Genomic DNA, 23195 nt, shown 5'->3' with positions numbered 1-23195 from the left:
TTATATCAGCGCTCGCCCCGTTATATCAGCACTAGCCCCATTATATCAGCACTCACCGCTGTTATATCAGTACTAGCCCCGTTATATCAGCGCTCGCCGCTGTTATATCAGTACTAGCCCCCATTATATCAGCGCTCGTCCCTGTTATATCAGCCCTCGTCGCCGTTATATCAGCGCTCCTCCTGTTATATCAGCGCTCGCCGCTGTTATATCAGCGCTCGCCGCTGTTATATCAGCGCTCGCCCCGTTATATCAGCGCTCGTCCCTGTTATATCAGCACTCGCCCCCACTATATCAGCACTCTCCGCTGTTATATCAGCCCTCGCCCCATTATATCAGCGCTCGTCATTATCTCCTTTCCATTTGGGTGGTTAATATAAGCTCGCCAAAAAATCATTCACGCTTATCTCTTTTATCATCCCAACCTATATCTCATGCCTTTATTCTTCCCAATCATTTCCGTGCATTCCTTTCTAAGCAGGTTTTTTGTCACATCAGGAGAGGATATTCCAAGGAAATATCGGGCTTGTTTATTTGTAATCCATTCACCAAACAGTAGTCGATAATCCCTCAATGCTTGTTTATGTGCATCAATTGATACATGCTTACAACTTCGGCAATACCATTTTTTGTTAAATCTACTCATAGGTAAGGTACCACATTGTGTGCAGAACACACCCTTCACTATATCGATTGATCTTACACCATATTTTTCAAATAAATTTACTTCTACCGGACAATGGGAATGTTCAAGAAGTCTAGCTAAACGATGGACCTGGCTTTTCGATAAGATAGGTTTGTTATATTTCTTTTCTATATCTTGAATCCGAAAAACTAAATCACTACTGTGGATCAATTCATGCGGAATAATATCTTGAGGGGTTTCTCGTTCAATGATTGTTTTGGGGAAACTTATGACAGCTAGATATTCAATCGGTATATCGGGGAAATGATGATTTTTCAACCAACGTTTCAAGCGGAGGGCTTGTATTTTTACTTGGTCAATAGGGTTCTGAAATCCTTCTTTTAGTCCGTCATTATCTATGCGTGTAACTTGACCATTTGCACCGAATCTTACCGTCCAATTCTTTGTCTCTACAATATTATTAAAAAACTTGGATAAAATTAAAGTATCCATCTGAAAATGTCCATCTTCATCTTGTAATCTTAAGTTGTGTAACACCATAAACTTTTGCTTATCAATTAAACGTAACCTATATTTAATTTCATTTTCGCCACTCACCTCAGCTTGTTTAATTTTTAAATCTTTCAATACAGTTTGTTTCATAGGATGATTTGCGGAAAGCCTACGCTCGAACGCCTGAAATGTTAAAAGCTCCAGTTTCTTGTTTCGTGGATCATACAAGTAAATTCATTCCTTTCATAAATTAGCTTAATGTATAAAATACGACATGAAGTGGCAAAAGTCCTTTTTATTTGCAGGTAGGAAAGTATAAAATCTTCTTTCCCGTCTGGGGCTCCGGTTACTCGCCCCACCGTAAAGATATGCATAAGTGCAACTAAGTCATTCGCCCAAAGGCTTGGCGAATGCCAAGTTTTCTAATAACTAGTTATATGAGGAAGAGAAAATAATTGTTGTGTGATGTAAGTATTTTAGTGTGTAATCAGGATTCGTGCGCAACACCTGCCTCCTGTATCAGCACAAGTCGACAGTAAATCAGTACTGGAGCTTGAGATATCAGCACAGGTCGGTAGTAAATCAGTACTGGAGCTTGGTATATCAGCACAAGTCGGCAGTAAATCAGTACTTGAGCTTCATATATCAGCACAGGTCAGTAGTAAATCAGTACTGGAGCTTGGTATATCAGCACAGCTCAGTAGTAAATCAGTACTGGAGCTTGGTATATCAGCACAAGTCGACAGTAAATCAGTACTGGAGCTTGGTATATCAGCACAAGTCGGTAGTAAATCAGTACTGGAGCTTGGTATATCAGCACAAGTCGGTAGTAGTAAATCAGTACTGGAGCTTCATATATCAGCACAGATCGGTAGTAAATCAGTACTGGAGCTTGGTATATCAGCACAAGTCGGTAGTTTATCAGTACTGGAGCTTCATATATCAGCACAGGTCGGTAGTAAATCAGTACTGGAGCTTGGTATATCAGCACAAGTCGATAGTAAATCAGTACTGGAGCTTGAGATATCAGCACAGGTCGGTAGTAAATCAGTACTGGAGCTTGGTATATCAGCACAAGTCGGTAGTAAATCAGTACTGGAGCTTGGTATATCAGCACAAGTCGACAGTAAATCAGTACTGGAGCTTGGTATATCAGCACAAGTCGGTAGTAAATCAGTACTGGAGCTTCATATATCAGCACACACTCGCAGTTTATCAGTATTCGCGCTCTATATATCAGTACACTCTAATATACATTTCAACTTAAAAGTCTCATATTCATCAAAAAGTCACTTAATTTTGCTAAAAGATAGAATTGTAGTATAATAGGTTTGAAAAAAATAATTCGTTTCTACTAGGGGTGCCTTGTTTAGGCTGAGATGAACCCTTTGAACCTGATCTGGTTAATACCAGCGGAGGGAAGTGGAAGAACGCTGATTTAACTATTGAACTTAAATTTCTTAGAGAATAACAGTAGTTGGAAAAGATATTAGTAAAAGCGTACATCCATTCCTCCTCCATCAGTCGGAAGCGAAAAATAGGGGAGGATTTTTTATGCGTTTTTCAGAATCATTACGAGAAGAAACAAAACAAAGCTGGGAGTTAAGCTTGAATCATCCGTTTGTACAAGGAATTGTTAACGGTGATTTACCGCTAGAAACATTCAAAAATTATATTATGCAGGACATCTATTATCTGAAACATTACGGCAAAGTACATGCATTTGCAGCAGCCCATTCGGATGACTTTCATGTTTCTGCTAAACTTGCTGAAAAAGCAAAAAACACGGCAGAAGCAGAGCTAACCGTACACAAAGAGCATGCTGAAATTTTAAGGATTACCGATAAGGAAATGGAAAATTTTAAGCCAGCACCAACTGCATATGCTTATACATCTCATTTATACCGCGCAGCATTATCGGGCAGTCTGGCTCAAATTGTAGCTGCGATGCTACCATGTTATTGGTTGTATGCGGATATCGGCTTGAAATATAAGGATGCAAAACCGGAAGAAAAAATATATAAAAATTGGCTAAACATGTATGGAAGTAGCTGGTTCCAAGAATCAACGCAGGAAATGATTGACCTGTTGGATGAATTAGCTGAAAAGGCAGGCGCAGCAGAGAAGGAGAAAATCAAAGAACAATTCATCATTGCCAAAGAATATGAGCTCGCATTTTGGGAGATGTCGTATACCTTTGAAACATGGCTATCGGAAAAAGCTATGGGGAAGGTGTCTGTGTAAAATGGTTTGCTGGTGGAATGACATCCTTATGCTCATAAATACAAAAAATAAGCACAACTTTAATTGCTGTTAGTGGAAAAGTAAATAACGATGGATTTTCCTGTATAGATTTAAAAAGTGTGAAGTCTTATTCCCCTTTGGATGTACCTTGTCTAAAGGGGATTTTAAAATGAAAATGTAAATCCATAAAAAGGGCGAATGAAATATTTATTCTCTTATAATTGCCTTATAAATCCATTTAGTTAATTCTTTTCTTTCAACTTTCTACAAGTTTCACTATAGTATTAAAGCTAATAGGATTATCTTTAACTAGCAGTCGTATATGAACATTAGTATCGACTAGAAATTTATTCATGTCCGCTACCCTTTGACAGAATATGTTTAGATGCTTTATTATGAGCAAGCTCTCTTATTTCTTTAAGGTCAATTTCCTCTTCAGAAGAAATTCTACCAATTACTTGACTTAATAATTTTTTCTTTAACGGCTTTATTCTTACTTCATCATCTTCTATAAGAAATTTAATTTGATCACCTACACTTAAATCCAACCTATCTCTTAATTCTTTTGGTATTGTTATTTGACCTTTACTCGTCATCTTCCCACTTACTAATTCCATTTCAATCCCGCCTCTTACTTTTTTTATTAGTATTACATTTATTATTAGTATTACCTGGTTATTTTGCAAACTTATTTGAGTATCATAAGTATAATATGCAAATGTCTCATGGTCTTTTTTATTTCAATTTACTAACATGTGCAGGTTATCAGTACTCGTCCGTGGTATATCAGCATTCGCTCTCTAGATATCAGCACATGCCCCCGGATATCAGTAGTCATGCATCATATATCAGCACATGCCCGCCGGATATCAGTAGTCATACGCCATATATCAGCACGCGCCCGGGATATCAGTAGACATGCATCATATATCAGCACATGTCCGTCAGATATCAGTACACGTGCGCTGTATATCAGCATACGCCCTGGATATCAGTAGACATGCACCATATATCAGCACGCGCCCTGGATATATCAGTAGTCATGCATCATATATCAGCACATGCCCGCCGGATATCAGTAGTCATACGCCATATATCAGCACGCGCCCGGGATATCAGTAGACATGCATCATATATCAGCACATGTCCGTCAGATATCAGTACACGTGCGCTGTATATCAGCATACGCCCGGGATATATCAGTAGTCACGCACCANTATATCAGCACACGCCCTGGATATCAGTAGTCATGCATCATATATCAGTACACGCCCTGCATATATTCAGCACTCAAGCACCATATATCAGCACACACTCCCACCAAAAATCAGTACTTATAGAATCTTACCCTTTTCCCCACCATAAACCACCCGCACCAATTCCTCACTCGACCTTCCTTTCGAATACCGATTCCATGCTTCCGAAAACTCCCGAACCCCGCTCATATCATAGGCTTCCTTCTCGATTACTTCTACAAGTTCGTCCATGTTCTCGACTACTGGTCCGGGGACAAGGTCTTCGTAGACTTCCCAGAAGCCGCGCTCTTCGGCATATTCGTCGATATCGTAAGCGAAGAAGACCATTGGCTTGTTAAACAAAGAATACTCAAAAATAATCGATGAATAATCGGATATGAGTACGTCTGCTATGACAAGTAAATGGTTGATGTTATAGGTGGTGACGTCGATGGCAAAGTCGGGATGGTTGTTTTCGATATCGACCTTAACAGCTGGGTGCAAACTCAAAAACAACACATAGTCCCCATGAAAATGCTTGTACATTTTTTCGATGTCCATCTTTAATTCGTGTACGTGTAACTCTTGATCACGGTAGGTGGGGGCATAGAGGATCACCTTTTTATCCTCGATAGTGGGAAAATACCCATGTAATGCCTTAGCTGCTTTTTCTAAATTATCATCGTCAAAAAAGAAATCAGTCCGTGGAATACCGGTGCGCAATAGTTGCTTCTCCTTTATTCCAAATCCTTCTTTAAAAATAGCTGCCATTTTATCTGACCCAACGACAACATAATCGAAGCGGGAATAGACGGCTTTAAATCTTCTAAAAGCACTAGGCGGGCGGTTTTCGATAGACAAGTCACGTAGTCCAAATTGTTTAATCGCACCAGCTGCATGCCAAAGCTGGACACATGTTACTTCGTCTTTAAAATCTGTCACAGCTAAAAATCCAAAATAGTTGTCGACAATTACTTTTTTAGAAGTTGCTAAATGGTAGATAGACTCCATCCAGCCAATGAAATTTCCCATTTTAAAAGAGATAATTCGTCGATGCGGACGTTTTTTAAAGGTAATATTGCAAGGGTGAACTTTTAAAATGACGATACGATGGTCGGTGACTTTTTCCACTTCACGCATTGTATATAAAATATTTCGGCCAAAAGAAGCAACAAAAGTGGTCTTTTGCTGCAATGGGAAAAGTTTAAAAAAGGTGAAAAATAGGCGGAAGGTAAATAGGTAGATGGCTACTGCGATTTCTCTCATTATTTCACGTGGTGATTCAAATCCGTTTTAATTTTTGTGGTGGAAATCCCAACCGTTCGTGGTAAATATACCACTTCACAATATTCTTTTAGAAAATCAAATTTACCTTCCCAATCATCGCCAATGACAAAAACATCTACATTATATTTTTTCACATCATCTATTTTCTGGTCCCATGATTTCTCCGGGATGACAAGGTCGACATAACGCACAGCTTCGAGAATCATTTTCCGTTGCTCAAAGCTGTAGTAAGCTCTTTTGTCTTTCATTAAATTAAATTCATCGGTGGAGATTCCAACAATTAAGTAGTCTCCATATTCCTTGGCGCGTTTTAATAAGTTGATATGCCCATTATGAAGAAAATCGAACGTGCCATAGGTGAGTACTCTTTTCATAAAAAATCCTCCATTCCTTAATAATATTATTTAACAATATGTTGAAATTATTTTAGAGAAAATAAAACTACTCTTTATATCAAATAATCTTTGTTTTTGAAGAAAAAAGATATGCTATAATAAACGTTGGAAAAATTAGGGAGGTGAGTTAATGGTAAAGAACTTACCTTTGCTATTAGCAATGTTAATAGTCGGTAGTAGTGTCTTAACGATAAGCCAAACTACACAGTTGCCAGAGTTGTTACATTGGGCATTGATAATAATTGCTGTGGTTCTAAACATTTGGAGTGCGATAGGTTTAATTTTGCACGTAGGTATCCAAAAACTTAGTAAAAATTAAAATTGACTAAAAGAAATAAACATTTGATGAACCCTTTCATTAAATGTTATTTTTTTTCAGAATCAGGCTGTTTTAGAAATTTACACAAAATTCATACGAAGTTAATCGTTAATTAACGGTTGCTTAATATTCATCTAATATAATGTACATATCACCTAAATAATGGAGGGATTGGGAAATGAATATTCGAGGTATTGCTCATCGAGGTTATCCGGTGGAGTATCCAGAAAATACGATTTCATCATTTCGGGCGGCTATTGAAATGGGATTCACTCACATGGAATTAGACGTGCATTTGACAAAAGACGGGGTTCCAGTTGTTATGCATGACGCGACGATTGACCGTATGACAGATGGGCGTGGGGAAATACGTCAATATACATTTCAAGAATTACAAGCTTTTCGCATCAAGGCGACGGAGGAAAGAATACCAACTTTGGCTCAAGTTTTACGGGTTGCTAAAGGGAAAATCATCGTTTCCATCGAACTAAAGGATACAAAATTATATAAAAGGATAGAGGAAAAAGTGGTTGAAGTGGTCAATCAGTTGGAAATGATGGATGAAGTATATTTTATTTCATTTAACCATGATTCGTTGAAAAAGCTGCGCAGCCTATCTCCAGAAGCACAAGTCGGACCTTTAGTAAATAGGGTAAAACGTTCGCATTTTAAATTAATGGAAAAAATAGATGCGAAATATTTAGCGGTGAGGTATGATGGATTAAAGGAAAAATATGTTAACAAATGTGAGGACCTTGGGATTCAGCTTGTCGTTTGGACCGTGAATACAAAAGAGCAAATGATTCAAGTGGAAAAATATCCTTCTATCTTAACGACGACAGATGAATTGCAACGATATAAGGAGCATTTTTATCCTACCTTATCTATGAATTAAAATTGACTTTCTACACAAAATAAAAGAAAACTTCCTATCCGTTCAGGAGGATTTAAAAATGTTATATATTGCGTTAATAGTTAGCTTCTTTAGTTCCATTATTATAACCCCGATCGTGAAAAAGTTCGCGTTGAAAATTGGAGCTACGGACCAACCAAATGAAAGAAAAGTTCATACTTCCGTTATGCCACGATTAGGCGGTTTAGCGATATTCTTAAGTTTTATCATTGGAATTATCCTATTTTATCCAAATCCTAGTGACTACTGGCCAATCTTAGCTGGTGGGACCATTATCATTCTGATTGGAATTATGGATGATATTTTTACGATATCGGCTAAATTTAAATTTCTCGGCCAAATCGTAGCGGCGCTAGTTACGGTACTAGGTGGAATTCAAATCGAGTTCGTGACGATCTGGCAGGATGAGCGAATTTATTTTGAATACTTTGCCATCCCAATCACCATTATTTGGATTGTCGCCATTACAAACGCGATTAATCTAATTGATGGCCTGGACGGCTTAGCAGCTGGCGTATCATCTATTGCTCTATTTACGATTTCTGTCATTGCGATTGCAAGAGGAGATATCCTAATCGCATTTCTAGGACTCGTCATGCTCGGAAGTACAGTCGGATTTTTAGTATACAACTTTTACCCAGCAAAAATATTTATGGGGGATACCGGCTCCTTGTTTTTAGGGTATATGATCAGTGTCGTTTCGGTGTTGGGGCTATACAAAGAGGTTACCATCGTATCCCTTATCATACCAATCATCATCTTAGGAATTCCAATCATGGATACAACATTCGCCATCATTCGCCGAATCGTACAAGGAAGATCCATCTCATCACCAGATAAATTACATTTACACCACTGTATTATTCGCCTAGGATTCACGCATAGACAAACGGTTATTATGATTTATGCGCTAAGTATTTTATTTAGTGTTATTGCAATCGTCTTGACGAGGTCGACATTATGGGGATCCATTTCTATTTTAGTTTCCTTATTGGTTTTGGTGGAATTAATTGTGGAAGTTACAGGAATAATTAGTGATCGGTATCGACCGATTTTGAATTTATTAGGTTGGAAAAAGTAGACAAGTTGTCTTTTGGAGGCAGCTTGTTTTTTTGTTGGATTTTCGCATGACTGCTATATGAGTATCATGAGGTTAAAGGAATTTCCGTATTCCTGCAGTTTTGTAACAGATGAAATAATAAAAAACAAAGGTTACCGTAAGCTTATCATTGAGAATTACATTGCATTCTATCTAGTTAGAGAAGTAGAAAAGCAGGTAGTTGTCATTCGTGTTCTGTTTGGAAGACAAAAATACCAAGATTTTATTTAGTACAGTCCACGTTCTTTTATGATTGGCCACGGAAAAATATAATAATGTTCTTTTATTTTTTAAAAAATTAAGGTTTGGTAAAAAGTGCTGATATCATTCGCGATAGTACTGATAAATCTGATAAGGGTGCTGATATCTGTCGTGTGAGTACTGATAAATCTGATAGGAGTGCTGATATCTTACGCGCGAGTACTGATAAATCTGATAGGAGTGCTGATATCATTCGTGTGAGTACTGATAAATCTGATAGGAGTGCTGATATCTTACGCGCGAGTACCGATAAATCTGATAAGAGAGCTGATATCTTACGCGTGAGTACTGATAAATCTGAAATGACTGCTGATATCCACATGCTAGCTTATCGATATCCATCATCAAATTGCTAATAACTAAGGGTGTATAAAAGCTCATTTCATTCAACCATTGGTCAGTTAATGCAACAAGCATTATGGTATAACAAAAAAATTCTATCGAAGAAGGTCATGCTAAAGTTTTGTCGAATTACTTTATTAAGTAAATAGATGAAGGGGGAGATTGGATGAAGTTGGCAATTCTTAATAGCATTCGAACGAACAACTTTGATGATGAGCTTGTTATGCAAAAAATAACCGACATGTGGAAGGAAGCATCGAAAGATTTAGCCCAACATGAGACTAATACGTACGGTGTTTACTATGATTATGAGAGTGACTATACTGGCGATTATTCTTTAAGTGTTGCTATCGAAGGGGAAAAAGAACCTTGCGTAACTATTGCAAATGACCAGAAATATGAGGCGTTTACCGTTGATACGAGTGATGAGCAAGGTATATTAAAAATGTGGAGTGAAATTTGGGATAAAGAAAAAGCAGGTAAGTTGCAGCGTGCTTATACCATTGATTTTGAAAAGTATCATCCGAATGGAACGATAGAAATATACATTGCTGTTAAGTGACTGTAAATTGAATAAATTCCACCTAAGGGGGGCGCATTTCTTTAACAGAGAAGGCGCCTTATCTGTGTTTCTTTGTTAAAATAAAGGCTAACCGTACTGAAATCAGGCTTATTGATTCATAGTATGGGAAGGTGAAAACATGATATTATCGGAGACAGAGGGTAATGATTATTGAATATAAGGAAATAAAATGAATTTATGCTCAGGGAAGGGATTATTCATGAAACGAAAACGCATTTTTTTAGTAACTATTAGCGTAATTTTTGTGTTATTTGTAGGAACGGTCCTGTATGCTATTTTGAAAGATGATGATGCCTATCGATATTATACGGGACTCGGAGAAAAAATTAGTGTCGCTCCAGATGATTCAAAAATCGCATTTTCTTACTATGTAGATGGTAACGAATCCATTTATACGGCGAATCCTGATGGAACCCATGTTAAACAAATAACCAATTCAACTAACCAGCAGGATCACCATCCGAAGTATTCTCCTGATGGGAAAAAGCTTGTTTATGTAAGTAAGGATGCGGAAGGAATTCAAATGCTGCGGGGGATCAACGAAGATGGAAGTGAAGGAAGGCAATTGACAGATAGTGACATTCACGTTACAGACGTAATTTTTTCTCCTGATGGGGAAATAGTCTATTTCGTAGCAATAGAAGCGGAAGAGTTTAAGAAAGGTGAAAGGTCGAGAGAAGGATTTGACTTGTACTCAATTGAGGCAGATGGAAGCCATATGAAAAAATTGACGGATACTGATCATTTTTCAATGAATCATCTCACCCTTTCCCCCGATGGAAGCGCGATTTATTATAGCGAATTTGATGGGGTGGAAGAACGGATCTATTCGTACTCACCTGAAGAGGGCACAGTGAATACGAAACCATCTATTCTCTCTAAAAAGATAGAAAATGCACAGTCGTTTTATGAACCACAATTGTCGTCAGACGGAAGGTATTTGGTGTTTACGGAAGTATCTAAGGAATCAGAGGAGAGTTCGCTTTTCAAGTATGATCTGTTTTTACTAGACTTGAAAACACAAAATGTGGAGCGTTTGACAGACTTGAAAACAGCGGTAACATCTCCGACTTTTTTTCACAAGGAAAATAAAATCGCTTTTCTGGAAAATACCAATTGGCCAGGCAATCCAGCTGAGTACCAGTTGATGACCATTGATACAACAACGCACAACATCGAAGTAGTCAAACTCGATGCACCTCAATCAGCAGGTGGTAATCGATTGATACAAATGCTCGATCGTGGGGTAAATGGCTTAACGATTGCGATTCTGTATATGGTACTGTTTGGTTTATTAAGTGTGTATCTTCATTATTATCACAAGAGTAAAGCCTATCTTCCCTCTATTGTTAGTTTTGCGATTGCCATTTTAACAGTTGTAGCGGGTTTTGTGGTGGGCAGAATGGTTGATCCTTGGTATGGTATTGGGCTTTGGATGTTGGCCGTGGGGATTTTTGGCTGTTCTATTGTTGTTGTTTTGTTTGTATTTATTTTTAAACGCTTTGCTAAAAAATGATACTTGTGTTCTTGGTAGAATTATTAAAGTTTGAATCGACCTATCTTATGGAAAAGGGTTGAACGGACCGGTATTTTAAAAGTTACACTGAATAATTGCCTTTAGGTTAGTGTAGCATCAACAAATTGGATATATAATATGAATATTAGGCTCAGCCGATACTGGAGGATTCCTCCAATGAGAATGGCGTGTTCTGATGTAGGATATTGTTGTGTAAGGAGATAAGAATATGATGAAAATCATTGTTACGAGTGTATTCGTTCAAGATCAAGACAAGGCATTAGAGTTTTATACAAAAATGCTGGGATTTGTAAAGAAGCATGACGTTCCTTCTGGTGAATATAGGTGGATAACACTTGTTTCTCCAGACAGTCAAGACGGTACAGAACTTTTGCTCGAACCGAATGAACATCCCGCCGCCAAAGAGTATCAAAAGAAGTTATTTGCTGATGGCATTCCAGTAACAATGTTTGGTGTTGCAGATGTTCGCGAGGAATACCAACGACTAACAGAGCGAGGCGTGGAGTTTACGATGAAACCGACAGAAATGGGCGATATCACAATCGCTGTCTTCGATGATACATGTGGCAACCTTATTCAGATAATAGAGCAGAAGTAACTTTATGACGGAAAATCTAGTACAAATGAATTTAACCCTGTCCTAAATTAGGTCGGGGTTATTTATGTTTAAGGTAAACGGTGAGGGTGCACAGTCCAACTACGTAATAAATAGAATGAGAATGACTTTACATTGAAAAAGTTAGTCGATAATTGTAAAACGATTACTAAAGGAATTTCGTCCATTTTGTAGAAATGATTAATATAAGATTATTTTCTCGACACACTAGCCGAAATTATAAGGAAGGTGAATGATATGCTCAAGAATTTCGCGAAAAGTTTATTAAATTGGAAGCCGAATAGTGAGCAAAGCGTGTATGAAAGAAAACTTACGGATGTTATGAAATCTTTAAAGGTTCAAAATTACAATTTCAATTGGGATCGTACTAGCTGCTTTGTTGAATTTTATTACAATGAGAAATTTTACAGACTTGAACACTCTGTGGAAAAAGCTAAGAAAAAAGGAATTACCTTACAAAATGGACTGGATTGTTTAATGGAGTTGACTCATTCTTTGGAAGATCTATGCGGTATCATTAATAGAGGAATGAATGATTTCGAAACATGGATATCTGGGATGAAACAGTCACCTTCAGAAACAAAAATGTCTGGGATCCAAGAGGAATTTGAAATTAGATATAAGAAATTGGGAAGAAAAAATAAAAATTACGCGGAATATAACAGAGGGGAACTGAAGGAACTTATCCCTCATGAAACTGAACAACCACGGAGAGAATTTAAACAAAACCAGGTTAACCAACAATCACTAGCTAATAAAGCATTTTATAAAAAACATATTTAAATATATTGATGGAATCCATTTTGATCAAATTCTTCCAAAATGGATTCCTTTTATTATTTATTGTTAAATTACGGGCTACAAAATAATAAGAAAACTAGATAGTTATTTTAAGGAATCCACATAAATAACAGTAGCAGTATAGTAAAGAATCCTTTGTAAATACTAATAGCCAATGAATCCAAGTAAGAAAGGTGAATATTGGTGACTTATCAGGATGGATTAAATCAAATAGATAAAGCAACACAAAAAATTACAGAAGCAAATCACTTAACTGTTGAAGCAGTTATGAATGCCTTTTTATTTACGTGGCAATGGTGGGTAGCATTAGCATTGATTATTGTTCCTTGGGTTATTTGGGCAATATTCCGTGATCGTCAAAAGTCGGCTCGTCTATTTTCCGCCGGTTTACTAGTAATGATTTTATCCGAAATTATGGATGCAATTGGTGTAAGTTTAGGGAAATGGTCTTATCCAGTAAAAGTTGTTCCTATAGCTACGGTAAGCTTTTCATTCAGGCTTTCCGTTTTGCCCGTGTTTACAATGCTGTTGTTACAATATAAGCCTCAAATTAATCCATTTATAAAAGCGATTATCTTCGGTGGGGCTGGTGCATATATAGGTCTGCCATTGTTAGGGATGATTGACTTGCATAAGAAAATAGATTGGTCGATTAACTATTCATTTATTATATTAGCTTTAATGTATTTACTTGCTCACTGGTATAGTCGAAGAAATTCCTTTGGAGAAATGATAAAAAGTGACTGAAATAACTATTAATTATTAGTTGAGTATACTTATCAGCAGTACGACGGGGATATCAGCACACCCAGTCCATTTATCAGCAGTGAAGACGAGGATATCGGCACACGCTCATAATTTATCGGTACTGGTCTACTGTATATCAGCAATCACTATTATATCAGCAGTACAACGAGAGATATCAGTACACGCAGTTCATTTATCAGCAGTGAAGATGAGGATATCAGCGTACGCTCGCAATTTATCGGCCCTGGTCCACTGTATATCAGCAATCACTATTATATCAGCAGTACGACAAGAGATATCAGCACACCCCGTCCATTTATCAGCAGTCAAGACGGGGATATCAGCGTACGCTCATAATTTATCGGCCCTGGTCGACTGTATATCAGCAATCACAATTATATCAGCAGTACGACAAGAGATATCAGCACACCCCGTCCATTTATCAGCAGTCAAGACGAGATATCAGCAATCTCAGGACATATATCAGCAGTGAAGATGGGGATATCAGCACACCCCGTCCATTTATCAGCAGTGAAGACGAGGATATCGGCACACGCTCATAATTTATCGGTACTGGTCTAATGTATATCAGCAATCACTATTATATCAGCAGTACAACGAGAGATATCAGCACACGCAGTTCATTTATCAGCAGTGAAGATGAGGATATCAGCACCCCCAGTCCATTTATCAGCAGTGAAGACGAGGATATCGGCACACGCTCATAATTTATCGGCACTGATCCACTGTATATCAGCAATCACTATTATATCAGCAGTACAACAAGGGATATCAGCACCCCCAGTCCGTTTATCAGCAGTGAAGATGAGGATATCGGCACACGCTCATAATTTATCGGTACTGGTCCACTGTATATCAGCAATCACTATTATATCAGCAGTACGACAAGAGATATCAGCATTCTCAGTCCGTTTATCAGCAGTGAAGACATGGATATCAGCACACCTAGGCCGTTTATCAGCAGTGAAGACGGGGATATCAGCACACCCCGTCCATTTATCAGCAGTGAAGACGAGGATATCGGCACACGCTCATAATTTATCAGCAGTGAAGACGAGGATATCAGCACACGCTCCCATTTTATCAGCAGTGAAGACGAGGATATCAGCACCCCCAGTCCATTTATCAGCAGTGAAGACGAGGATATCGGCGCACGCTCGCAATTTATCGGTACTGGTCCACTGTATATCAGCAATCACTATTATATCAGCAGTACGACAAGTGATATCAGCACCCCCAGTCCATTTATCAGCAGTGAAGACGTGGATATCAGCGTTCGCTCTTAATTTATCGGCACTGTTACTCAGTATATTAGCAATATGACGAGAGCTGCTATAACCTGCCGCCACCCGCAAAACAAAAAAACGAGCACTTCCTATGCTCGTTTTTTCCCCAATGTTTCCAACGCATACATCGGCGTATGCAGTGCCTGCGCTTGATATGGTTCCACACACTCTTTTAACTTGGCCCGTTTTCTTTCTTCATCTACTAATATAGATTCAGCTACCGTAAACAATGCTTCTCCATCCCAATCATTCTTTTCCACGTGGCCAATGACTGGCTGTTTACAAATTTCGGCGAAGGAATCTATTTTTGGATCATACGATATCGCGATAAATGGAGTGTAGGTGATTGCAGAGAAAATAAGGGAGTGTAGTCTCATGCCGATAAGCAAATCGGCTTTTCCGATGATGGCGATTTTCTCTTCTATTTCACAATCGCATGGGAAAATTTCGCTTGTTTCCTGCATCGAATTAGCTACATCCATGGATGCTTTTTCATCATGTTTTCCGTGCATGGGAACAAATACGACCGAATAACCTTTCTTGGCAAGCTTATCCAACGCCTCTGCAATATACCCTTTAAATGTAACCCCACTTGGCCAATCGCGAACGGAAACAGCTACAATGGGACCATCACCGCGTCCTTGCCAGTCACATGAAAAGCTGCTGCTGTTCAAGCCTAGCACGGGATCGGGGACAATCGTGGAATCCTTCCTTACGCCAAGTTCATCTAATAGTCGTTGGGAATCCAAATCTCTTACGGTAATATGCTCGACTTTGTTTAACGTGTTTTTCACAATCCATTTGCTTAATTTACTGGAGATTGGACCCATCCCTTGTGCGTAGACGAAGACGGGCTTTTTATAAAATTTTGCTAGTTGAATGATTCCGCTATAATACGGAATCGACTTCAGTCCGGTTTTATCTTGTAAAAGACTGCCGCCACCACTAATGAGGCCATCTGCTTTTTTCATGACAGCTGAAATTTCTCCGAGGTGATGTCGATCTACGGAGTTCACGCCATACATTTTTTTCGTATACTTCGGGTTGTTGGACAGAACGGTAATGTTGATATCCGCTTGAATGCTGCGCAATCCTTGGATAATTGAATATAAAATTGCTTCGTCGCCACAGTTATCAAATCCGTAATAACCTGATAAAACAACGTGCATGCCTGTCACCTCACTTTTGCCAGTTAAGATTAAATGGAATAGCATTTTCTAAGCAGATAGGAAAGTATAAAAACTTCCCGTCTGCATAAGTGCAACTAAGTCATTCGCTTAATCTAAAGCGAATAACAAGTTTTCTAACAATAAAAATCAACAACAATCCAATGAAATATCCAATGACGATACTATAAAAAGTTCGTAGCAATGAGATATATAAAGGAATGTGAAAATGGGTAAACGTGTTTACGATGGATAAAAAACCAATCGTTCCTGGGATGAGTAATAGGTTTCCGATTAATTTATTTTTCGGTCGTACGTATAACGCAACGACAAACGATGGAAACCCGATTAAAAATTCTTTCGTTCGTGGGCGGACATAGAGCCATTCTTCAAGTTTGTTACGAATTAATAACTCGATATCACTCGCTGTACCCGCATTTCCAGTTCGGCTAACATAGTACAGCCCAATAGCCGCAATGACAAGGAACACTAGTAAATGCCAATATTTCACTTCTGCATTCAACAGTCGCACGCCATTTTCACGTAAAATCCGATATGCCATTTGCCAAAATAAATAAATGCCGACGAATGCGATAGGGAGGACGTAAACTAATTTCACGCCTCTAAATATTTCCATCCCGGTAATAAAAGCATTTCCGTTCAACAGTCCTACAACAATCATAATTCCGGCAAGGCTAATCGCAATCGCCTTCACATATTGAATCGTTACATCTCGTAGTCGATTGTCGCCCACATCGACAGAAGCTAAGACAGCATAAATCGGTGTGATGATAGCAATTAGTAAGGCAAACCCTTGCAGTATAACTAATCGATCCAACACAATGTACAGAAGGGCTAACAAGGCCATTCCAAGTCCTGCTACAGCCGACAAACTCCACCATTTCCAAATTCTCGCTGCGGCCAAATATGTAAATAATATGCCAGCTAGGAGTACAACGAGCGTATGCCATTGTAAAACAGAAATCTTCTCATAAGGTTGGGCGTTACCTAATTGAAACCCACCAGGCATTAACCCCTGAACCTCAGTCAAAAATTCCTCCGCATATTCCAAACTTTCTTCCGGGTCCCCATACGTTAAGTGGAAAAAGATCGAGCGGATATTCCGTTCCTTCACAGCGCGGACAACTTGATTCGCACTTTCGTCCAATGTTTTTTGGTTTAAATCGATACTATGTAATCGGATGATGTCATAGTCTGTGTTTCGTGCTAATGTTTGAAAACCATGTTGTTTGGCAAATTCGATCATGTGAAAACTGGAACCAGCCTCATGAAGCTGCCGGGTCCACTCATTCATTTGCCCCAGTTCGGGAAAGCCAATGACTTCCTCGCCATGAAAAAGAATATTCGTATTTCCGTTATGAGCTTGAAGAACAAGATCCATCGCTTCCTGATCAAAATCCTCTGCATTATCCATACGCAGAACATAGGTTAATCCATGATCGGTAATCTCATTTAGGACGGTTTCATCATAGCCAAGGAACGTGTTTAACCCTTTATCCGAATCCTTTGGTAAAAAGTAAAAAACTTCTCCAGCAATCGTCCGTTTTTCCGGATCGACCCCATCTAATATGACTTGCTCATAGTATTCCACTTCAGGAATGGTGATGTAATAGCCAGGTACTTTCGGAACTTGCACATCTTCATCTGAAAAACGAAACATTTCTGTTAGCATTTTATCAGTATAAATGGAAAGGGTACCTTGATTGTCTAGGTCGACCAATGTCATCGGATTTAAACTTACCGATGTTAATCCCGCTTTTTTTAACCGGGATAAAACTTCATCCACTGTAAAGGTGGAATCATTCGTTAATGTTTTCAATTCCTCATAGGGAACGACCATTTCATAAGGCTTGTTCGTTGTTTCCACATCCCAACGTTGATACAAACCAACCGAAGCGATTAGAAGCAGGACAAGGAGTACTGCCCAACCCCACTTTTGCTTAATCATGTTATCTTCCTCTCTATTTTTTAATTAGAGGTAGTTTTTTAAAAATCCCTTTATCAATCACTTTCCCAATCACTAACATTCCAAAGTAAATAACTGCCCCAACGAGGATTGCTCCGCCCACATATAAAACAGCTTGCAGCCTCGACCATTCCGCTACTTCGAAAAATAAGGTAGGTGCCCCTATCATGATTCCCATTACGAGCGATGCGATAACCATTTTTAAGACTTTCCAACCGTTCCAAAATGAAAAAGCTATGTTTCGGTAAATGAATATCATGTTCACGATAAATAAAAGAAGGTAGACCACTAACGTTGAAATCGCGGCACCATCTAATCCGAACAGATGAACTAAGAAGATGTTGGAAAACGTTTTGATGCCAATTCCAATTAAAATAATGATGGCTGCTTGATTGGCCAAGTTCATTCCTTGTAAAATTCCCGTGCCCAAAACGGTTAAAGAAGTAAAAACAGAGCTAAAGCCGATAATGGCGAGCATCGTGCTTCCTTCTAAATCAGAGAACAACCCTAAATTCATCGGTAGAGTTAAAGCCAACAGTCCAAAAGCAGCCGGCCAAGCAATGAGATTCGCCATGTAAAAAGCTTTTTCGATGGTTGCACGCATGCCGTTTCGATCATGATTCACTAATTTTTCCGTAAGCAACGGAATTAACGGGAGCACGATTGAGGTCGCAAACACAGTAGCAATTTGCACAAGTGCTAATCCGCGGCCATATATCCCGTATAAATAATGAATGTCATTTGCCGCACCCACCCCAATCGACCGTAAGCTGAACGGAATCGTTAGGGAATCGATAAAATTTACTAACGCCATTGTGATGGAACCAATCGCAATCGGAATCGATACTTTTAAAATTTTCTTCCCAACACGTGAAAAGGTCGCAAACGAATAAGACGTATCTGCTGCAGGCTTCAAAGGGGACCGCGCAAATTTTACTCTTAAAAAAAGGAAAGATGCGAAAGCCCCAGCGACTGAACCAATCATAATATACCCAGCTATTTTTTCACTGGAAAATCCGCGCGACACGAGAATATAAGCAAGAATAAGAATGAGTCCGACACGAATAAATTGTTCAATTACTTGAGAAATGGCGGTAGGCCCCATATCTCCAAACCCTTGGAAAAATCCGCGGAAAACGGCCATATATGGTGCGATAAGTAAAGTTGTAGCTACAATGATGAGTGATAGTCGTGATGTAGGTCCTCCCAATGCATAAGCGATTGGGGAGGAGAAAAGGTAGATAAAGGTAAAGCTGACAATCCCAAAAGAAAGGGCTAAAATGCTCGCCGTCACGTAAATTGGCCGGATATTCGCATTTGTATCGAGCGCTCTTTCTTCCGCAATAAGTTTTGAAATAGCGGTCGGAATTCCCGCAACGGATAAAATCAGTGCCACCATATAAACCGGATAAACTAAGCTGAAAATACCAAGCACTTCATCTCCAGCAATATTTTGCAATGGGATGCGAAAGATGCTTCCTAATATTTTGGAAAGGAGGGAAGCAACGGTTAAAATAATCGTCCCTTTGATGAGGGTGGAGCGGCTCATAGTGATTTCCCTTTATTTTTCCAAACTCGAAAAGCAAATCGTGGCAGTGCGAGCATACGTCTCCAGCGGCTTGGTTGTTTAATTAAACGATACAGCCATTCGATATTCAGTTTTTGCCAGAGCATTGGTGCACGTTTCACCGTTCCTGCGATAACATCGAAGGATCCGCCAATCCCGATAAATACGCCTTGGTCAAATTGCGCGAAATTCTCTGATATCCACTTTTCCTGACGAGGGACACCTAATGCAACAAACGTAATGTCTGGTTTTGCAGCAGCAATTCGTTCCGCGATGTCATTATGGTCCCAATCAAAATAGCCATCATTGGATCCAACAATTTGGATATTCGGATACTTTTTTTCAATCTTTTCTTTCGTTTTATGTAATGTGTCTGGGTGCGCGCCTAATAGGAAAATTTTATAGCTTTTTTCATTGGCAACATCTAGTAATTGCATCATCGTGTCATAGCCGGTGACCCGTTCTGGTAGGGGATTCCCTAACATTTTCGCAGCTTTGATTATGCCGATTCCGTCAGCTGTAACGTAGGTTGCTTGTTGAATATAATTCATAAAATCGGCTTCTTCATTTGCTTTCATGACAATTTCAGGGTTTGCTGTAATGACAAATGTTTTTTCGTGCTGAGTGATTCGTTTGTCTAAAAGGGAAACAAAATCCCTTTGGTTAATATGTATAAATGGAACTCCCATAATATTTATTTGTTTCATCTGTAACGCTCCCCTTTAGAAACTTAAGGATATGTATGGAGAGGGAGGCTGGGACAGAGCGTCACTACCTAGAAATTATGACTGGTGCGAATACACCGCTGCGGAAATATACTTCGCTTTCACTTCCAGTACAGGGGCGACATCTGCTCGAAAAGACCTCGCAGTGTCTACCTTGCCGTGGGCGGCTGTTGAGCCTACTCCGGGCTATTGCCCTACGTAGTCTCACCTAGGCCTCTTCTCCCACAGGAGTCTGCGTATATTTCCTCCGCTAAGGTAGTGCGCTGTTAGATATTACAGTTAATCACTTTAAATATGCCCCAGCTTCTATAAAATTTATTACTGTATGATAATATCTTCTTTAAGAATCCAACCTTCATCTTCGGCTACTCTCACCAAATACCATTCGTCCGTTTCGTCGATAATTTCAACTTCGGTTCCGTTGTCTACCGTAGTTATAATGGTATCGTCGGCGTTGGATGCTTCTGTTCTTAAATACACAGTATCTCCAGTTACCTCGCCAATTAATCTCTCCATTATTATATCGGATTCGGCTGGGTCTTGCTCTTCTGTATGGTTTTCTTTTTCGGAAGATTTTTCTAATTCATCTTTCACTAAAAGTTGCTCCGTCGCTACAGATTCTTCTGTTACCTCAGGTTCCTCTGGCACTTCTGGTAAAGGTTGTAATTCCTCTTCTTCCGTAAGTAGCATCAGGCTTCGGGCCATTACCTTCATATCTTTTTTTAGAACGACGTAATCACCGGAAACCCAGCCAGTCACGCCATTCGCATTTACTTTGTACCAACCGCCATTTTCGCCGATAATTTTCACTTCAGTTCCTTGATATAAAGTTGTGATGGCAGGAAAATTAGTAGTTGGGCCTGTACGGAAGTTTACATTCGCTGTTGTGACAGCAAGCTTACCCTCCAATGTACGAATGACGTCATATTGTGCTTCTCCGGTTGGCTTTGCAGAAGCTTTTGGTAGGTTATTAAACGTCGGTACATCAAAATGCAGGGTATACGAATCTAGTAAATGATAGATGTTTGCCATTCGAGTCGTCTGCAAATCAGCCCACATGACATGGGTCGCATATTGGCGAGTGGCAGGGCTCGCGGGATTCCATCTCATTTTATATAACGTGTCTTGTCCTTTATTAATAAAACGCTCCGCGATGAATTCCGCACCACCGATAATGGCATCTCTAGGAGTAAACCACCCTTGCTTATAGGCATACTCGGAACCGGCCTTATTCGGTGCTTTGTCATACGCGCCAACACCGTACATGTTATACGTTTTTCTTGCTTGTACCTTTTTACCATCTACCTCGGATACTAAGTAACCAGTAGATAATGCGGATGTACCGTTTCCAGTTTCATGCAAGGCATGAGCGATTAAATAGACTTCATTAATATGAAACTTCTGAGCAGCATCGATAAATGCTTGTCCTTGTCCTTCAAAAATACCTTTGCCTTTTAATACTTTTTCATTTAATTCACTGGCATGTAACCCAGCTGGTTTTGATAAAGCTACAAATTGAAAATAACTATTTGTTCCCTTGGAAAAGTTATTCGGATTCGCATAGTATTCTACTAAACTTCGACTAGCAAGATAGGTCCCATCACCATCTACTTTCGGCCGATCCGTAATAGGGGAAATAGCCATTTGCTTATCAATCATGCTAGAAAAACTATAATTGTAATGCGAATAGTTTACCGTCTCTTTCACACCTGTTACTGGTGGTTTTGCTGGTGCAGGTGCCGGCGTTGGTGGGTTGGGACTCGGATTAGGTTTTGGCTTAGGCTTGTTCTGAATCGCGGTAAGCACACGATTCACAATGGCCGATGTCTCCCCACGGGTCGTTTTCGCATTTGGCTGAAAGTAGCTGTTTCCATTTTTATCTGTTTTTCCTACCATAATCTTTAAATTTAGCAAAGACGCAATAGCAGAATGATAGATTGGGTCGATAGAGGAAAGATCTTTAAAGTTGAGTTTTCCTTTCTTGCCCTCGATCCCTTGTTGACTTAAAGCACGTTGTGTAATAGCTGCCATTTCTTGTCTCGAAATATGTTGATTTGGCTTGAAAGAACCATCCGGATATCCGCCAATCAATTTATTTTGGCTAGCAGTCGCAATATCGGCATAATACCAAGAACCTTTTTTCACATCTTTAAAAGAAATGGACCTTTTCGTTTTCGGTATATTCAACGCGCGTACGAGAAAAATCGTAAATTCCGCACGAGTTACTTCCCGATTCGGACGATACGTTCCATCCTCGTATCCAGTTAACAAACCCTTATTAATGAGTGTTTGCATATCTTTTTCAAAATAATGTCCCTTTATGTCGTTCGGAGCAGCCTGTACCATGAAAGGTGACGATAATGTGAATGTTAAAACACTTGCAGCTGTAACAACGGTTACTTTTTTCATTTGTAATGTTTTCCTCCTAGGTGTAAATAAAAAGTAATGTCGATTCTATTTTTTAGCTACAAGATTAATAGTAATATAATCTTGTAACGAATTGCTGAAGATCACAATAAAATTACAGATAATTAATAATGTTTACATTTAGTTAAAGTGCAGTTAATATTTCGTTAGGTGAGAGGGGCGGTCGTTCGTGGTTGTAGATTTTTTCACACATAGAAATTGTAATGGGGTAGAGCATCTATCACAATGGATAAAATATGGTAAAGCAACTAAAAAAATCCCCTTCTTTTATTGAAAGGGGATTTTCTCGTATGGACTAACTGCATGAACTCTACTAAGATATCAGTCTTCGCGCAAATATATCAGTGATTATGCTTAAGATATCAGCCCTTGCACCAGATATATCGGTGATCATGGTCAAGATATCAGCCCTCGCACCAGATATATCAGTGATGATGGTCAAGAAATCAGCCCTCGCACCAAATAAATCAGTGATCATGGTCAAGATATCAGCCCTCGC

Annotated in this window: 19 protein-coding genes and 1 riboswitch; of the genes, 10 read left to right on the top strand and 9 right to left on the bottom strand. The window is 39.1% G+C overall.

The annotated features are described in order from the left end of the window. Positions 1-415 precede the first annotated feature (415 nt). The gene (locus A9178_RS11445) at positions 416-1366 is read right to left on the bottom strand and encodes a nuclease-related domain-containing protein (RefSeq protein ID WP_068675368.1); all 951 of its coding nucleotides are present in this window, start codon (positions 1364-1366) and stop codon (positions 416-418) included. Positions 1367-2484: 1118 nt separating this feature from the next. Next, positions 2485-2576, top strand: a riboswitch (TPP riboswitch). Positions 2577-2692: 116 nt separating this feature from the next. Here A9178_RS11445 and tenA point away from each other — a divergent pair. Beyond that, positions 2693-3382: a thiaminase II gene (gene tenA / locus A9178_RS11440; protein ID WP_068675366.1), complete on the top strand. Its 690-nt coding sequence runs from the start codon at positions 2693-2695 to the stop codon at positions 3380-3382. A gap of 347 nt (positions 3383-3729) precedes the next feature. On the opposite strand, the gene A9178_RS11435 is transcribed toward tenA, so the two are convergent. The 3 genes from A9178_RS11435 to tagD all read right to left on the bottom strand — a co-directional run bounded on the left by A9178_RS11435 (position 3730) and on the right by tagD (position 6278). Further along, on the bottom strand, positions 3730-3999 hold the full coding sequence (locus A9178_RS11435; RefSeq protein WP_068675364.1) for an AbrB/MazE/SpoVT family DNA-binding domain-containing protein: 270 nt from the start codon (positions 3997-3999) through the stop codon (positions 3730-3732). Positions 4000-4716: 717 nt separating this feature from the next. Further along, positions 4717-5883 carry a CDP-glycerol glycerophosphotransferase family protein gene (locus A9178_RS11430; protein WP_156520759.1) on the bottom strand — a complete coding sequence of 389 codons (1167 nt, stop codon included), beginning with the start codon at positions 5881-5883 and terminating at the stop codon, positions 4717-4719. After that, positions 5883-6278, bottom strand: coding sequence for a glycerol-3-phosphate cytidylyltransferase (tagD, locus tag A9178_RS11425; protein WP_068675360.1), 396 nt, complete (start codon positions 6276-6278; stop codon positions 5883-5885). Before tagD ends, A9178_RS11430 begins: the two co-directional genes overlap by 1 nt. A gap of 151 nt (positions 6279-6429) precedes the next feature. On the opposite strand from tagD, the gene A9178_RS11420 reads away from it, so the two are divergent. From A9178_RS11420 to A9178_RS11380, 9 genes are all read left to right on the top strand, one after another. Further along, a complete protein-coding gene (locus tag A9178_RS11420; protein WP_068675358.1) occupies positions 6430-6618 on the top strand; it encodes a hypothetical protein in 189 nt (62 codons plus the stop codon). 178 nt (positions 6619-6796) lie between these two features. After that, positions 6797-7513, top strand: coding sequence for a glycerophosphodiester phosphodiesterase (locus A9178_RS11415; protein WP_068675356.1), 717 nt, complete (start codon positions 6797-6799; stop codon positions 7511-7513). 58 nt (positions 7514-7571) lie between these two features. Continuing rightward, on the top strand, positions 7572-8612 hold the full coding sequence (locus tag A9178_RS11410) for a glycosyltransferase family 4 protein (RefSeq protein ID WP_068675353.1): 1041 nt from the start codon (positions 7572-7574) through the stop codon (positions 8610-8612). Between the two features lie 57 nt (positions 8613-8669). Further along, positions 8670-8861 (top strand): type II toxin-antitoxin system RelE/ParE family toxin, encoded by a 192-nt coding sequence (locus A9178_RS18675; RefSeq protein ID WP_082918181.1) that lies wholly within the window; start codon positions 8670-8672, stop codon positions 8859-8861. A 538-nt stretch (positions 8862-9399) separates the two neighbouring features. Further along, complete coding sequence (locus tag A9178_RS11400) at positions 9400-9795, top strand: GyrI-like domain-containing protein (protein ID WP_068675349.1); 396 nt, start codon at positions 9400-9402, stop codon at positions 9793-9795. A 220-nt stretch (positions 9796-10015) separates the two neighbouring features. Further along, positions 10016-11332, top strand: a complete 1317-nt coding sequence (locus tag A9178_RS11395) for a DPP IV N-terminal domain-containing protein (protein ID WP_068675347.1) — start codon at positions 10016-10018, stop codon at positions 11330-11332. Positions 11333-11564: 232 nt separating this feature from the next. After that, on the top strand, positions 11565-11951 hold the full coding sequence (locus A9178_RS11390) for a VOC family protein (protein ID WP_068675412.1): 387 nt from the start codon (positions 11565-11567) through the stop codon (positions 11949-11951). Positions 11952-12206: 255 nt separating this feature from the next. Next, positions 12207-12752: a hypothetical protein gene (locus A9178_RS11385; protein ID WP_068675345.1), complete on the top strand. Its 546-nt coding sequence runs from the start codon at positions 12207-12209 to the stop codon at positions 12750-12752. 201 nt (positions 12753-12953) lie between these two features. Next, positions 12954-13517, top strand: coding sequence for a CBO0543 family protein (locus A9178_RS11380; protein WP_231889839.1), 564 nt, complete (start codon positions 12954-12956; stop codon positions 13515-13517). Between the two features lie 1396 nt (positions 13518-14913). Here the strand turns inward: A9178_RS11380 and csaB are convergent. The 5 genes from csaB to A9178_RS19565 form a co-directional block, all read right to left on the bottom strand. Then, the gene (csaB, locus tag A9178_RS11370; protein ID WP_068675342.1) at positions 14914-15993 is read right to left on the bottom strand and encodes a polysaccharide pyruvyl transferase CsaB; all 1080 of its coding nucleotides are present in this window, start codon (positions 15991-15993) and stop codon (positions 14914-14916) included. Between the two features lie 100 nt (positions 15994-16093). Then, positions 16094-17959, bottom strand: a complete 1866-nt coding sequence (locus tag A9178_RS11365; protein WP_068675340.1) for a DUF5693 family protein — start codon at positions 17957-17959, stop codon at positions 16094-16096. A 13-nt stretch (positions 17960-17972) separates the two neighbouring features. Next, on the bottom strand, positions 17973-19526 hold the full coding sequence (locus A9178_RS11360) for a putative polysaccharide biosynthesis protein (RefSeq protein WP_068675338.1): 1554 nt from the start codon (positions 19524-19526) through the stop codon (positions 17973-17975). Continuing rightward, on the bottom strand, positions 19523-20251 hold the full coding sequence (locus A9178_RS11355; protein WP_068675336.1) for a WecB/TagA/CpsF family glycosyltransferase: 729 nt from the start codon (positions 20249-20251) through the stop codon (positions 19523-19525). Before A9178_RS11355 ends, A9178_RS11360 begins: the two co-directional genes overlap by 4 nt. A gap of 336 nt (positions 20252-20587) precedes the next feature. Next, positions 20588-22678 carry an S-layer homology domain-containing protein gene (locus A9178_RS19565; RefSeq protein WP_068675334.1) on the bottom strand — a complete coding sequence of 697 codons (2091 nt, stop codon included), beginning with the start codon at positions 22676-22678 and terminating at the stop codon, positions 20588-20590. Positions 22679-23195: the final 517 nt, after the last annotated feature.

The sequence above is a fragment of the Oceanobacillus sp. Castelsardo genome, assembly GCF_001659985.1.
GTDB lineage: Bacteria > Bacillota > Bacilli > Bacillales > Amphibacillaceae > Oceanobacillus.
The sequence above is the reverse complement of the archived record's forward strand: the minus strand, read 5'-3'. Positions and strand labels throughout refer to the sequence as shown.

Coding starts and splice junctions, on each gene's coding strand:
- A9178_RS19565 (WP_068675334.1), bottom strand. CDS start 22,678: ATGAAAAAAGTAACCGTTGTTACAGCTGCAAGTGTTTTAACATTCACA.
- A9178_RS11430 (WP_156520759.1), bottom strand. CDS start 5,883: ATGAGAGAAATCGCAGTAGCCATCTACCTATTTACCTTCCGCCTATTT.
- A9178_RS11390 (WP_068675412.1), top strand. CDS start 11,565: ATGAAAATCATTGTTACGAGTGTATTCGTTCAAGATCAAGACAAGGCA.
- A9178_RS11355 (WP_068675336.1), bottom strand. CDS start 20,251: ATGAAACAAATAAATATTATGGGAGTTCCATTTATACATATTAACCAA.
- A9178_RS11410 (WP_068675353.1), top strand. CDS start 7,572: ATGTTATATATTGCGTTAATAGTTAGCTTCTTTAGTTCCATTATTATA.
- A9178_RS11415 (WP_068675356.1), top strand. CDS start 6,797: ATGAATATTCGAGGTATTGCTCATCGAGGTTATCCGGTGGAGTATCCA.
- A9178_RS11360 (WP_068675338.1), bottom strand. CDS start 19,526: ATGAGCCGCTCCACCCTCATCAAAGGGACGATTATTTTAACCGTTGCT.
- A9178_RS11420 (WP_068675358.1), top strand. CDS start 6,430: ATGGTAAAGAACTTACCTTTGCTATTAGCAATGTTAATAGTCGGTAGT.
- tagD (WP_068675360.1), bottom strand. CDS start 6,278: ATGAAAAGAGTACTCACCTATGGCACGTTCGATTTTCTTCATAATGGG.
- A9178_RS11385 (WP_068675345.1), top strand. CDS start 12,207: ATGCTCAAGAATTTCGCGAAAAGTTTATTAAATTGGAAGCCGAATAGT.
- A9178_RS11435 (WP_068675364.1), bottom strand. CDS start 3,999: ATGGAATTAGTAAGTGGGAAGATGACGAGTAAAGGTCAAATAACAATA.
- csaB (WP_068675342.1), bottom strand. CDS start 15,993: ATGCACGTTGTTTTATCAGGTTATTACGGATTTGATAACTGTGGCGAC.
- A9178_RS11365 (WP_068675340.1), bottom strand. CDS start 17,959: ATGATTAAGCAAAAGTGGGGTTGGGCAGTACTCCTTGTCCTGCTTCTA.
- A9178_RS11395 (WP_068675347.1), top strand. CDS start 10,016: ATGAAACGAAAACGCATTTTTTTAGTAACTATTAGCGTAATTTTTGTG.
- A9178_RS11400 (WP_068675349.1), top strand. CDS start 9,400: ATGAAGTTGGCAATTCTTAATAGCATTCGAACGAACAACTTTGATGAT.
- tenA (WP_068675366.1), top strand. CDS start 2,693: ATGCGTTTTTCAGAATCATTACGAGAAGAAACAAAACAAAGCTGGGAG.
- A9178_RS18675 (WP_082918181.1), top strand. CDS start 8,670: ATGAGTATCATGAGGTTAAAGGAATTTCCGTATTCCTGCAGTTTTGTA.